The sequence below is a fragment of the Parabacteroides sp. HGS0025 genome, assembly GCF_000969845.1.
Taxonomy (GTDB): domain Bacteria; phylum Bacteroidota; class Bacteroidia; order Bacteroidales; family Tannerellaceae; genus Parabacteroides; species Parabacteroides gordonii.
Window position 1 is genome coordinate 2,625,321 of record NZ_KQ033902.1, and the last position, 13,955, is coordinate 2,639,275.

Sequence of the window (13,955 nt, forward strand, 5' to 3'; positions counted from 1 at the left end):
ATAGAGCAGGGGATTTTTTATTCTTTCATTTGAGAAACAAAATATTTATATACTTTTGTATGAAAGCAAGCAATATAACATAATTTATAGAACATGAAAAAACATCTACTCTTATTGGCGTCAGGACTTCTTCTTTGTTTTGGTGCAAGTGCGCAAACAAATTCAGCGTCAGATCCGCTGCCGGGCTATACACAAGCTCAACGCTTTGCCGGGGACAAATTACCGACTATGCTGTTCTCTACTTCGGTGGATCCGCATTGGTTTAAGGCCGGCAACTGCTTCTGGTATGAATACAAGACCGGTAACGGAAATGTCTGGTATGTAGTTAATCCTTCAGCTAAATCAAAACGTCCTTTGTTCGATCAGGATAAGCTGGCAGCTGAACTGACGGAAATCGTAAAAGATCCTTATATCGCCCAACAATTGCCGATCCAGAAGTTGGAAGCGGGTGAGGACGGGCGTACTTTTACTTTCCAGGTGACTTCCTCGCAGGATGCAAAGAAAGACACTACGGATAAGGATAACAAAACAAAAAAGGAGGTCTTTTACTTCTCCTACGATTACCCGACACGTAAATTGACTCATTTGGCAGATAAAAAGAAGGATACGGAATATCCCGACTGGGCTTCCATCTCCCCGGATGGCAAAACCGTTGTCTATGCCAAAGACCTGAACCTGTACCGTATGTCGCGCGAAGATTACGAAAAACTAAAGAAAGACGATAAAGACAGTACAGTGACCGAAATACAGCTGACTACAACCGGTGTAAAAGACTTCGGTTTCGGCCAGCCGTACAGTATTCTGAATACAGATACATTATGCAACGGTAAGAGAAAGAGTCCCGGCTACCTGCTATGGTCGCCCGACTCCCGCCATTTCGCCGTTTCAATCTCCGATAGTCGCGAAGTAAAAGACTTGTGGGTGATCAATGCGATGGCAACTCCTCGTCCTACACTGGAAACTTATAAATATCAGATGCCGGGCGAGAAGGAAGCACCGATCAGCCACCTGTATCTGTTCGATATGAGCAACGACTCGTACAAGGAGATCGATACCTGGGCTTTTAAAGACCAGACTATCCGTATGGCTTATCAGCCCCGCCTGCAGAAACAGCGCGATATGAAAGAACTGCCGAGTATCTGGCTGGGCGACAATAACCGTTTCTTCGTGACCCGTTCCAGCCGCGACCTGCACCGGATCGACATCTGTACTTATACTATCGGTGAAGATTCTATCCGCCCGATCATCGAAGAACGTATGAATACTTATATCGAAGTCCGTCCGCTGGCCGCCGTTAACAATGGCAAAGAGCTGATCCATTGGAGCGAACGCGACGGTTGGGCGCACCTCTATCTCTATGATGATAAAGGCAATCTGAAGAACCGTATCACTTCCGGCCCCTGGCATGTAGACCAGATCGTGAAGGTGGACGAAGCCAAACGCGTTGTTTATTTCCTTGCCAACGGAAGAGAAAAAGACGAAAACCCTTATTACGAACATCTTTATCGCGCCAACCTCGACGGTAGCGGCCTGCAAATGGTTTCTACCGGTGATTACTTCCACGATGTCCGGATAGATGATGATGCCCAGTTTATTGTCCACAACTACTCCCGTATCAACACCGTACCGAAAACAGACTTGCTGGACAATACCGGCCGGAAGGTGATGGAACTGGAGGAAAGCGACTTCTCACAACTGTTTGCTGCCGGTTATCAGTTCCCGGAACCGTTTAAGGTAAAAGCACAGGATGGGGTGACCGATCTGTATGGCGTGATGTATAAACCGTTCGATTTCGACTCGACGAAAGTATATCCTATTATCGATTACGTTTATCCCGGCCCGCAGGTAGAAGCAACCCGTTATCCGTTTACTCGCATGAGTGTCCGCACTGACCGTCTGGCTCAGGCTGGTTTTATTGTAGTATCGGTCGGTAACCGTGGTGGTCATCCGAGCCGTTCGAAATGGTATCATAACTTCGGATACGGTAATCTGCGTGATTACGGACTGGCTGACCAGAAAGCGGCTATTATCCAGCTGGCTGATAAATATAAGTTCATCGATATCCATCGTGTCGGTATTCACGGACATTCGGGCGGCGGCTTTATGTCGACGGCGGCTATTATGCAATATCCTGATTTCTTCAAGGTGGCTGTATCCTGTGCCGGAAACCATGACAACAAGATTTATAACCGTTGGTGGAGTGAAACGCATCATGGTGTAAAAGAAGTGGTATCGGAAAAAGGCGATACGACCTTTACATATAGCATCAAGAGCAACCCCGAACTGGCCAAACAGCTGAAAGGCCATCTGTTGCTGGTTCACGGTGATATCGACAACAACGTCCATCCGGGTAACACGATGCGTGTGGTAGACGGCCTGATCCGTGCTAACAAACGTTTCGATATGCTGCTGTTACCACAGCAACGCCACGGCTTCGGTGATATGGACGAATACTTCTACTGGCGTATGGTCGATTATTTCTCAGAACATCTGCTGGGAAAATCGGATAAGTCGGTGGATATACCACAACGGTAATTTTACAAAGGATGGTCTGATTAGACTATGTTTTGTTTGGGTAAATATTTAAGAGGGTTCCGCATCTGATGTGGAACCCTCTTGTTACATAAATAGACATTCGTTATTTAACTCCTCACGGATGAAATAACAGAAAAGGGTTAAGGTGTATTGGTGTTAAAAATCAAATCTAGTTTAATTTTTGAGCGTACATCTTGGAGAAAATGATTCTCAATATCTTATTGAGGATTCAAATATAAAAATTATTTGAAACTGTAGGTATTTAGCAGCAAGAATGGAACATAAATAGAGAAAAATGAGATATAAAAAGATGAATATAAAGAATAACGAGACCTTTTAGTTTATTAACTAATTAGTTTAGTTCAGAAACTAAAAGTTTTAGTTACTTTGTTGCAAACAATCGGAATTATGAAACGACTAACTGCAAAAGAAGAAGAGATCATGGGGTATTTCTGGGAGAAAGGCCCTTTGTTTGTTAAGCAATTGCTGGAATATTATGAGGAGCCCAAGCCTCATTTCAATACGCTTTCTACTATTGTCCGCGGGCTGGAAGATAAAGGTTTTCTGGCACATAATACATTTGGTAATACTTATCAGTATTATGCCGCTGTCACCGAAGAGGAATATAGCAGTGGTACATTGAAGAATGTCATTGCCAAGTATTTTAATAACTCCTATCTTGGTGTCGTATCTTCCCTGATCAAAGAGGAGGAGATCTCCGTGAATGAACTCCGGCAGTTGCTTGACGAAGTGGAACAAGCTAATAAAAAGTAGAATTATGGGAGATTTCTTTGTTTATATCCTTAAATCGTCTGTATGCCTGGCTACCTTTTACTTGTTCTACAGACTGTTGTTAAGCCGCGAAACGTTTCACCGCTTTAACCGTATTGCCCTTTTAAGTGTGATTATCCTGTCTGTCGTTATACCTTTTATACGTATTATGACAGAAGAACCTGTTGCCTTGCAACGTCCGATGCAGAACCTGGAATATCTTCTGCAAATGGCACAGATGCAAACGGAAGTAGAAGTACAGACAGGAGACTCTTTCTGGCTGCCGTTGCTGTTTGTCGTTTATCTGGTCGGTTGCCTTTTCTTCTTCGGACGTTTTCTTTATTCTACCTTATGGATATACCGGACGATAAGGAAAGGAGAGAAGCAACTGCTCCCGGACGGGAAAAAGCTAGTCGTAACGGCCGAAAATATCAGTCCGTTTAGTTGGATGGGGCATATTGTCATTTCACGGAAAGATATGGAGGAAGGCGGGGAGGAGATACTGACGCATGAGATGGCACATATCCGTGCCCGTCATTCCATCGATATGCTGGTTTGCAGTATCTGTGTCGTTCTTCAATGGTTTAATCCGGCTGTCTGGTTGTTGAAGCAGGAATTGCAGAACATCCATGAATACGAAGCGGACGAGAATGTTATCAGTAACGGTGTCGAAGCGAAGAAATATCAGTTATTATTAATAAAAAAAGCTGTTGGTTCACAGCGCTTCACTTCTATGGCCAACAGCTTTAATCACAGTAAACTAAAAAAACGAATTACTATGATGTTAAAACAAAAATCAAGTCCGTGGGCACGGTTGAAGTACCTGTATGTACTTCCATTGACTGCTGTTGCAGTAGTCGCTTTTGCCCGTCCCGAAATCTCCCGTGAACTGGAAAAGATTTCAAGTGCCAAAATTAGCGAAATTGTTCCGGTTAAGGAAGTTGTCGAGCCTAAAAAAGTTGAACCGGCAGTTGTCCGCGAGGAAAAAGTGTCTCCACCGAAACCGGCAGTAGAGAAAGTGGCTGTAGTAATCCCTAAGGTCTCCAAAGTAGCAGATAGTGTCCGGGAGGTAAAGGAGCCTGTAGAAAAGGTTTCTTTGGGAGATTTGCAGGATGCCATGCAGAAGCAGTTGGATGATTTCTCCCACTCGTCGGAAGAGAGAATGAGAAAAGGCAAGCAACGGGTGGAAACTTCCCAGTATTTGATTCTTATCGATAACGAAACCGCCACCTACGACGAGTTAGACCGCATCTCACCCGAAAATATCGAAAGCTTCGGTGTCATTAAGAAAGAGAACAGCTTGGAGGTATTGAAGAAGCATAACGCTGAAAATAAGAAAGGAATTATTTCCGTAGTAACAAAAGAAGGGATAGCATCCGGCAAAGTGAAAAAGGATGAAGTGCGCGTGGTAGGCTTTGGCTCGATGAGTGATCCCGGCAATCCTTTGAACATAAAGGTGATGAAGAGGGATTCCGTAAGTGTCTCAGTTAAAGAAGAACCCTTGGTTTTTATAGATGGTATAAAAGCGGCTGATGATGCAATGTCAAGACTCGACCCGAATACGATCGAGTCGATAAGTGTATTGAAAGATGCAACATCGGTTAAGCTATACGGAGACGAGGGTAGGAGCGGCGTAATCCTGATTACGACCAAGTATGCATCATCAAAGAAAATAAAATGATGAAGACCTGTTTATATCAGGCCGCAATTGCCGCCTGCCTTTTTCTAACAGCGTGTAATGATAGTAAAACAGCGGATGGAGAAGTAACCGTAATCCCTGTAGGAGTCGCTCTTGACACTCCTTCCGGATTGAAGGCTTCCGACTGTTTTAAACAAGTATCTTATGTGGCGTTGGAAACGAATGACAGTTGTCTGGTAGGAACAGCTCCTCGCGTACAGCTCATTAAAGATAAGATATTGATTTCAACTAATCAAGAGCAATGCTTGATGTTCGATAAGACCGGCAAGTTTATAAAGCAAGTCGGACATGTAGGGAATGACCCTGAAGGATACAGCAGTGTATATTGTTGGGGAAATAATGAAACGGGAGATATCTATTTTTGGGGGTGGAACAATGAATTAGTCTGTTATGACCAGGAAGGATTGTTTAAAGAAAAAATTAAGATCCCATTTGAAGCAGAGGGGTATGCGGCTGCATCCTACAACTATCTAACCGATGAAATATTTGTTGGTCATAAAGAAGGAATTTTGGGAGCGAACGGAAGTGCACTTCTCTTCTTTAAGAATAATGAACCAATAACATCGTTTCAGACAATTGCTGCCGATGATAAACCGTTTGATCCATCCAATATAGCTTCTATATCGGTTATTAAAAATGAGGAAGGAATTAAACTGTTCGGTCCGACAGCGTACTCTGGGGTAGTTATCGTTAATTATAAAGAACCGGAAACCGGAAGTATTTCCTTCCCTGATAATACGAGCCTATGGCGTCAGAATGAGAATCTCTACTTCAAGGAAGCCTACAATGATACGATCTATCAGGTGAAAGATACTACCATTGTTCCTTCAAGCATCATTGATTTAGGAAAGTACCATTGGGAGTATTCCGACCGCTATATGAAGAATAAGGACAATGCCGCATTGATAACACAGATATTGGAAAGCAAAGACCGGATGATCATTCGTTTTATTACGAAGCTGTTTCATGGAGCTGTTTTGCATGATGCTGTTGTTACCAAATCGACCGGAGAAGTTAAGGTCGGTTTATATGCTGACGGAATGAAAGATGACCTTACAAGTTTCATGCCTTTACGGCCGATGACCGTTTCTTCTGCCGGAGAATATATAGGTTTACTTCCGGCCGGAGAAGTGGCAGAATGGTTTGACGAACATGAGGATGATCAAGATATCCCGCAACAGGTAAAAGAATTGAAGCGAATAGGAGAAGAGGATAATCCGATAGTTGTAATAATGAAATAAATAAAAGAGCCGTAAGTATTGACACTTGCGGCTCTTTTTATTGTTTGCTTAAATGATCTATTCCCTGACGATCTGATGAATTTGTACCGGAGTCTTGCCTACCGGAGTGATTGTCAGTGTTTGTATGTCTTCAAATGAGATCTTATTCAGTTTTACGTAACCGACATATCCGCAGTACAGCATATTGTCTTCTCCGTCTTTATTGATACCGGAGATAGAAACCATACTCTCATTGTTGCCGGACAAGAAGAATTCGATATACTTGTCTACACCGTCGCACTTTACTTCTACCTTTTCACCCGGTTTCAGTGTTTTATAAGTACTCAGATTGAGGTCGTACATCATCAGGGCTTCATTTATTTCCGGAGCTTCTTTGGTCTTAACGGAGAAAGAAGCCACCTTCAGTTCCATTTGTTTGCCGGAGTTATTACGCATCCGGACGAAATGAGCATTCAAAGGAATTGTAGTGACAGTGAATTTTGTCCGGTCTGCAGGTATATCGGAAAGAGGAGTCCATGTTTTGCCGTCTGCCGACCATTCGAATACGCGTCCTTCCACATTGCTCTGAGGTAGATTGAACGTGAAAGACTCGGCATCTCTCTGTATTTCCCATCCCAGGCCGAGATACTGGTCAGGTTCGACCTTTACCACTTCAAGCATGGGAACGTATGCGATCAGATTCTCGTCTTCCGACCAGGGCTGGTTTTTCAGTTGGTCGATATTGGTGATGACGGAAGCGGTACTGACCCTGATCTCGTTAGACGGCATATCGGCTGTAGAAAGCAGGTTGCGGCTTGTCTGTCTGTATAACCCTTCGATAAGCGGCATAAGAACTCTTGTACCGACCTTTACACCTTTCTGGTACGGGTTCTGATTGAAAGTACGGTTGATGAGCTTCATGCTGTCCATTACGGCCGACACTTCCAGGAAACGTTGCCAGGTATTCTGACGATCTTTTTCATACCAGGCATGAGCCATGCGCAAGGCATTTGTTCCGCATCTACCCAACAGTTCGAACTGCATAAGCCAGGGGTTGATCTCTTCGATCAGCCGCTTGTTGTCTCCCTGGTTATAGATCAGTTCAGGGGCTGCTTGTATTTGTGCGAACAGGGCACCCAGCTGGTTGCCATCTCTTTCGCCGAAAGAGCCGTTGCGATAGCTGGTAAGGAAACGGTTCGCTTGCTTTTCGTAACGAGCTGATTCTTCCCGCCGGTATAAATGGCCATTAGGTCCCGGATCACTGTTATTCTCGCAGAAGGTTTTAAAGGCAATAGCAGCTCTGGGCATCAGGTATTCGCAGGCCTTTTCCCAGGCAAACTGCGGATCATAGCTATGGATGTTCCAGCTATACATGGCAACACCGAATAAGGCTACTTTCGATGCTTCCGCCCGTTCCATCGGGTTGGCAACAAAACCTGACATGGCATTGGATGCCTGGGTATCCAGGCCGTAAGAAGGTCCCATCAACAGATGGTCGCGGCAATAATCGCTCACTGGGAAGTTCCACCAGATATAGGCGGGGCGTTGGATGCGTTTGTTTACCCATTCAAGACCTTCGAGTGTGATATCGTCTACTACACGGTTACCTGTCCACATGATTTGTACGGCCTGATCCAACTGTTCTCCCAGAATATCGAGATAATCTGTTTTGGCCCATGAACGGTTATATTCTGTGGGGCACATAATGAGCGGTTGGATATCGTTTTTCTTTTCAATGAATTCCTTTTGGATGAAGTTCATCAGTCCTGCCTGCTTGGCGGCGTTTGTTCCTTCACCGGAAATGTCGTCGAAGAATACGGCAAAGGCACGTACGCCCAGGTCGTACATCTGTCCGAACTTGGTGATTACGTTGTTGCTGTCGGTTACATTCCATTTGATATCCTGTCCCGGGTGGATGGCCCAAACGAAGTCGACTTTGTTACGGGCAGCTTCGGCTGTCAGTTCTTTGATCTGGTTAGCCTGGTCGGCGGGATACGGTTCGCGCCAGTTGGCACTGTGGAAAGGATCGTCTTTCGGGCCATAGATATAGGTGTTCATTTTAAACTGTCCGTAGAAACGCAATTGGTCGATACGGTCGGCATGGCTCCAGGGAGTACCGTAAAAACCTTCCACTGTACCTCGGTGAAGAACATCCGGATAATCGGTGACGGTGCAAAGGGGGAGTGTCCGTTTCCCTTCATCATTGTAGCTGATCAGTTGCTTCAGTGTCTGGGCGGCATAAAACAAGGAGCGGCCATCTACGATCTCAATGGTGATTTTCTTTTTAGAGATATCGAGGATGTAAGCTCCTGAACGTCCCATTTCGGGTGTTTTTGCTTTCAGCATCTTTATCTCCAGCGGAGAAGATTTGCCGGATTGGGCAAAAGGCAGTGTTTCTTTCAGCAACTTGACGGCATCTGCATCCGGATTGCTGATTCCCTGTAACGTATATCCCCCGACCGGTTTATATTGCTGGTTGGATATTACAATATGTTGCGGCTGCGGGTATAAGTCCGGATACTGGCTCTGGGCATTGCTAATCCCCGGTAGGCAACATAGTAACAGGGAAATGAGTAGATTAGATAGTTTTTGCATAGATCAACGGTTTTATAAATTAATTATGAGGGTAAAGTTATTAACATTCAGTAAATAAACAAGGATGGAACGACATATTTATCAGGCTGATGGCAGGATAGTAATTGTATGCTTCTAGCACTATTGTGTAAATAATACCAGCACTACTGTGTCGATACTATTAACACTGTAGTGCTGGTACTGTTAAGACTATAGTCCTGGTTGCGGATATCTACCGAGAGTATATTCGATAAGTTAAACTATCTCTATTTAGTTGATAGACAATAACAGAGTACGGTTCGATGTGTTTCCCCACTCGGTAAGCAGGCTGCGCAGGTTGGTGAACTGTGCAGGCTTATATAACTGATTGTTCAGTTGCAGGCTGCGTTCCACTTCTGCGGTGTTGCCGTTTTGTTTGACGGAGATAACTACTTTACCGGCTGCGTTCTCTATTGTCTTTACGGCGTCCGGTGTAGAAAGTTTCATTCCTTCCGGTAGTTGAACGGTATATGTATAATGCTCGTTCGCTTTGCATGGCAACAGCAGATTGTCTTTGCGGCTGCTGTTCATCTGGCAGTAATAGCTGTGAGCCAGACTGACGGGAGCGTCTGGCAGCGATACCATTACATAGCCATTGTTGGTTTCCAGGTTCTGCGATACCTTATAAGAGATCGTTGTGCCGTTCTGCGTTTTGGCTTCGGTGGCCTCTTTGTCTCCACCAGCAAAAGTCGACAGGTAAGAACCGTAATAAGGTAGGTAAGCATTACCGATCGTAGCGCTCACTTGTGCATCTGCTTTTTCCGGAGAAACAGAAAGCGTTACCTTATAATCGATGTCACCTGACGGTGTATTGACTGCTACCGGAGTTCCGGCATTTGTCAGGCTTATTACCGGAGTAATACCATTCCAGACGGCCATTTTGTTGGATGCAGGAGACATGACATATTGTTTTCCGTCTGCATTGGCAACAACCACCAATCCGCTTACGGCATTCAGTCCGCAACTGGCCGGATCGGCTTTTACACGATAGATGGCGGCTGCTTCCGCTTTGATACCGGCTGCATTCAACAGGCCGTTCAACAGGTTTGCTTTTTCGGCTTCCGTTCCGTAGGCAGAATAGATCACATCACTGGATGAACGTATCTTGTATCCGGCGTCCGGTAATGAAAGTTTGCTATATCCCAAGTTCTCATTTACATGTTTCAGGATAGCCTGTACTTTTTCCGTATCATTCTTTTTACTTTCCGTGATGTTTTCGGCAATAGCTGTCAACTGTACATCAGAGGCGGGAGTGAATTGTGCATATAAGGCTTTCAGGGCATCGCCATTAGAAGCATAAGTAGAAGCTGTCAGGAAAGGAACATCGCCATTGGCAGCCGATACGAACGGGTCGCGGGAAGAAGCCGGGAGGTTACGTAGGTTCCAGGTAACTGTTTTCATGCCGTTGGCTGTGGAGACAGCTGGTTTGGTGCTGTTATTCTGCAACGTGTAGAATAAAGGCTTGCTTTCCGGAGCCGACAGGCTGATGGTATATTCCTTTACCGGAGAACTTTGCAACAGTTCGTCGTAGATATCCAGTTCCGGCAGATAACCCGGTTTGGAAGTAAGCGTATAATCCAGATAGATGGTGGCACCCAGCTCCAGACCGGTGTGGACAACGACCATTTCTTTCAGGTTATTATAAGCCGGAGCATCGGCTGCTGCACGGGGAAGAACTTCCACAAAAGCGTTATCGGGAGTCTTTACGATATTCCCGTCTTTCTGTTTAGTGTAAGAAGAGTTGATCTTCAGTACCTGGTATTCCGGGTTATAAACGATAAAGCTCTCACCGTATGTACCGTTCATAGCAGTATGGGTGAAGAGTGTAAGTTCCATGCTGTAACGAAACTCCTGACTTCCGTCTGCATTCAATGTATATGCTTTCGACAGCTTCTTGTATTCGGCTTCCGATGCAGCGAATACAGATGCCGTAAGCGCCAGCAGGCAAAGAAGCAGTGTAAATTTATTTATTATATTAGTCATTGTCTTTTACTTTTTAATAATTAGATAATCGCCGAAACTTTTATGAGCATTGACTGCCGAACGGAAGCCATCCCAATCGCCGGCTTCGTATACACGTTTCTTCAGTGCCAGTTTCTGGCTGATCGTTATCTTATCGCCTTCCTGACGCAATGAGCCTTCAAAGTCGGCTGCATCACTCTGTTTGCTGTCTTGTTTGGCTTCATTAAGCAGTGTATAACCTTTGGGAAGCTGGATCGTTTCGTCCAGTTCTACAAGACGTGAACAGGCATCTTTAAAACCGTACTGACGTTCTGCCAGGTCGGTATTGATACGCAGATAGCTCTTTACCTGGTTATACAGGTTGTTCATGACCATAGGTTTGAATACAAGCTCTTCTTTTCCGGGGATAGCATATTCCGGTATCTCGTAGCGGAATGTGATCTTGATAGGGGCTGCCTGGTAGTCTTTCGGATCTTTACCGTAATCGACACTGATCAGGCGTGCTTTCGGAGAGACGTTCAGCAACTGGCTTTCGAGCATGTTCTTCCATTGCGACTGCCAGCCACGGGTAAACATACCGCGGATATTACTGTCCGACTGTCCTTCGGCTGTAATGGTGAATTGTCCGGTCAGCGTACCTTTGGCATCCAGTTTATTGTTGGCTTTGATACGTACATAATGGTTTTCCGGAGCGGAAACCGGAGTCAGGCAAAGGTCTGAACCTTCGGGAACGCCCGGCAGATAGTTTTGTTGTTGTTCGGCGCTGCTCCATAACTCCCGGCAGAAAGGAACCCAGGTCGGGTCGAGCGGCATATAAGTACCACTGGATAGCTTAACGACAGCTACGCAATGGTTGAAATGGTCGGCAGGAATACTTTCCACGCGGCTGCCTGCCATTGTCATAGCCGGATAGGCTTCGAAACCTGCCATGCGGAGGAAAGAGATCAGTGTTCCGGCAATGTCTTTACATACACCGCAACGGTCGGTATAGTTCATTTTCGTATTATGAAGCGTGTAGCCTTCGCCTTTCCCCATCGAGATACCGGAGTAGCGGATATTGTCGGCTACCCAATGGGTGAGGACGGCAATCTTTTCCATCTCCGTTTTCTTTCCTTTGATCAGTTCGTCTACCTTTTTCTGTGCTTCGGGTAGTGGAGCAAAGCTTCCGTAATCTTCGTTAACCTTGTTGAACCATAATGATTTATCCTGCCATTTAGGTGTGGACGACATCATCAGTTTAGGTGCGGCATCGAACAGGTCTACCATATTCGGTTCACGTTTTGCCGGCATTACGTCGTTGGTGGAGAAGGTATAGGCTTTCCGGCCATCTTCGTAGCGCATGGAGGAAGCACAGTCGCCCTGATAGAACTGGAACTGCATCTCTTTCTCCATTGGAATGGATACCTTATATACTTTGCGAACGGTCGGTTCCGTTACCCAGAAAGGCACGATATCATAGAACTGTCCACGCATAGGAGGGATGAAACGTGATTCGTCGTCGCCACCATCCGCCAGCAGGGCATAAGTAAAACCTTTCTTGTCAATCTCGTATTCGATAATATCTCCGGGATTCAGTTGCCCTATTTCGAGCATGATCTGGCGGGCTCCCCAATAGATGGCACGGGCAGGAGCTGCATAATCGCAAGCCTGGGTGACATCCAGATTGATCACATCGCCGTTAGCACGGTAAACGGTGGCTCTCTTGAACCGGGCGAAAGCTGTCAGCGGGTCATAGTCGTATTTGATGATACGGTTGCTGACTGCTCCCCGGGGAGTCTGGATCTTAATTGTCTTGCAGACAGAAAATGAGCCGGAACCGGTCGGTTGTACGGTTACAGATGTACTGTCCAGCAGATTTACGCAATCGTATCCGGCATAGACTTCCGGCTTCTGAAGCGTCGGATCCGGTGCAAACCGGCAACTTTCTCCACTCTGTCCGTAAGCGGACGAGAGGGTTAGAAATGATAATACGGTAAGTGTAAAATACCTCATAAGTATAGTGTTTTTAAATGATAATCAGATTAGCTTTGCCGCCAATAAACGACAGGCTTTCCGGTCTGTTTTACCACTGCCGGTGAGTGGGATGGCGTCTACTTGCCGGATGTATTTAGGCTGTTGGTATTTAGGCAGGAGAGAGGCTATCTTATCCGAAAGCCTTTCCGGGTCTGTCGTCTTTTCCACCAGTAGCACGATAGCTTCTCCTAATCCGGGATGTGGAACGGCCGTTATCGCAAAGGTAACAGAAATAATTGAACGTAGTATTTCTTCTACGCATTCAATTTGAACTTTTATACCACCGGTGTTGATGATATTATCTTTTCTTCCCAGGATGGTGAATGTACCGTCCGGGTGTATTTGCGCTATGTCGTTTGTTACCAGGGCCTCATCGCAAACCAACGGTGCTTGGATGACCAGTGTTTCTTCCGGTGATAAAGAGAGCTTTACGGATGAGAAAGGCGTGTAAGCCGGTGACGCATCCGAGCCGTTCAATTTACGCAGGGCGATGTGAGACAGTGTTTCTGTCATGCCATAAGTGGAATAGATCTCATTCGGTAGTTGTCGTATCTCGTCTTCCAGTTCTTTATTGATAGCTCCACCGCCTATGATCAGTATTTCTGTCCGGCAAAGACGCTCTTTCTCTTCTGCCACCCGGAGAGTATTATACACCTGCAAAGGGATCATGGCCGCAAAGCGGAGCGGTACCGTCACATCTGCCAACGGATGTCCCGAAGGTGTCCGCAGGATAAGATTCAGTCCGGCAACCAATGCCCGTACAACGACCATCTTACCTGCGATATACTGTAAAGGCATACACAGCAACGCATTGTCTCCTTTTCGTAAACGAAGGAATGAACAGGTCAGTAGGGCACTTTGCATCATCTGTTCCTTACGGACGGTAAACTCTTTCGGGGTTCCGGTTGAGCCGGAAGTGTGTACGGTAATATAAGGCGATTCGCTAAACCAGTCTGCCAGGAAATGATATAAATCCCGAAGTATCTCCGGTGTATCGGTGGGGAGTTCGGCTATCAAATCCTGAATATTTCCAGTCGTACAAACCGTTCCATCCTCTAGCTGCAATTGCTGTTTACTTCGATCTGTTGTGAAATGTAACACACCACCTGCCCCCTCTCGAGAGGGGAATGAGTAACTCTTCG

8 protein-coding genes are annotated in these 13,955 nt (G+C 45.6%); 4 read left to right on the top strand and 4 right to left on the bottom strand.

What is annotated here, in order from left to right; translation table 11 throughout:
- The first annotated feature begins 93 nt into the window (after positions 1–93).
- The 4 genes from HMPREF1212_RS10270 (at position 94) to HMPREF1212_RS10285 (ending at position 6,246) form a co-directional block, all read left to right on the top strand.
- Positions 94–2,535: a S9 family peptidase gene (locus HMPREF1212_RS10270; protein ID WP_046149292.1), complete on the top strand. Its 2,442-nt coding sequence runs from the start codon at positions 94–96 to the stop codon at positions 2,533–2,535.
- 408 nt (positions 2,536–2,943) lie between these two features.
- Positions 2,944–3,309, top strand: coding sequence for a BlaI/MecI/CopY family transcriptional regulator (locus tag HMPREF1212_RS10275; protein ID WP_028729166.1), 366 nt, complete (start codon positions 2,944–2,946; stop codon positions 3,307–3,309).
- A gap of 4 nt (positions 3,310–3,313) precedes the next feature.
- Positions 3,314–4,987, top strand: coding sequence for a M56 family metallopeptidase (locus tag HMPREF1212_RS10280; RefSeq protein ID WP_046149293.1), 1,674 nt, complete (start codon positions 3,314–3,316; stop codon positions 4,985–4,987).
- A complete protein-coding gene (locus tag HMPREF1212_RS10285; protein ID WP_046149294.1) occupies positions 4,984–6,246 on the top strand; it encodes a DUF4934 domain-containing protein in 1,263 nt (420 codons plus the stop codon). The genes HMPREF1212_RS10280 and HMPREF1212_RS10285 overlap by 4 nt, the downstream gene beginning before the upstream one ends.
- A gap of 57 nt (positions 6,247–6,303) precedes the next feature.
- Here HMPREF1212_RS10285 and HMPREF1212_RS10290 read toward each other — a convergent pair whose 3' ends face one another.
- The 4 genes from HMPREF1212_RS10290 to HMPREF1212_RS27295 form a co-directional block, all read right to left on the bottom strand.
- Complete coding sequence (locus tag HMPREF1212_RS10290; protein WP_046149295.1) at positions 6,304–8,820, bottom strand: beta-N-acetylglucosaminidase domain-containing protein; 2,517 nt, start codon at positions 8,818–8,820, stop codon at positions 6,304–6,306.
- Between the two features lie 249 nt (positions 8,821–9,069).
- Entirely contained in the window at positions 9,070–10,821 is a 1,752-nt protein-coding gene (locus tag HMPREF1212_RS10295) for a DUF3857 domain-containing protein (protein ID WP_046149296.1), read from the bottom strand.
- A 6-nt stretch (positions 10,822–10,827) separates the two neighbouring features.
- Entirely contained in the window at positions 10,828–12,792 is a 1,965-nt protein-coding gene (locus HMPREF1212_RS10300; RefSeq protein WP_046149297.1) for a DUF3857 domain-containing protein, read from the bottom strand.
- A gap of 24 nt (positions 12,793–12,816) precedes the next feature.
- Complete coding sequence (locus HMPREF1212_RS27295; protein WP_232430142.1) at positions 12,817–13,914, bottom strand: AMP-binding protein; 1,098 nt, start codon at positions 13,912–13,914, stop codon at positions 12,817–12,819.
- Positions 13,915–13,955: the final 41 nt, after the last annotated feature.

What these genes read in the sequence shown, in the direction of transcription:
- HMPREF1212_RS10270 (WP_046149292.1), top strand. Translation starts at nt 94, where the DNA reads ATGAAAAAACATCTACTCTTATTGGCGTCAGGACTTCTTCTTTGTTTT.
- HMPREF1212_RS10275 (WP_028729166.1), top strand. Translation starts at nt 2,944, where the DNA reads ATGAAACGACTAACTGCAAAAGAAGAAGAGATCATGGGGTATTTCTGG.
- HMPREF1212_RS10280 (WP_046149293.1), top strand. Translation starts at nt 3,314, where the DNA reads ATGGGAGATTTCTTTGTTTATATCCTTAAATCGTCTGTATGCCTGGCT.
- HMPREF1212_RS10285 (WP_046149294.1), top strand. Translation starts at nt 4,984, where the DNA reads ATGATGAAGACCTGTTTATATCAGGCCGCAATTGCCGCCTGCCTTTTT.
- HMPREF1212_RS10290 (WP_046149295.1), bottom strand. Translation starts at nt 8,820, where the DNA reads ATGCAAAAACTATCTAATCTACTCATTTCCCTGTTACTATGTTGCCTA.
- HMPREF1212_RS10295 (WP_046149296.1), bottom strand. Translation starts at nt 10,821, where the DNA reads ATGACTAATATAATAAATAAATTTACACTGCTTCTTTGCCTGCTGGCG.
- HMPREF1212_RS10300 (WP_046149297.1), bottom strand. Translation starts at nt 12,792, where the DNA reads ATGAGGTATTTTACACTTACCGTATTATCATTTCTAACCCTCTCGTCC.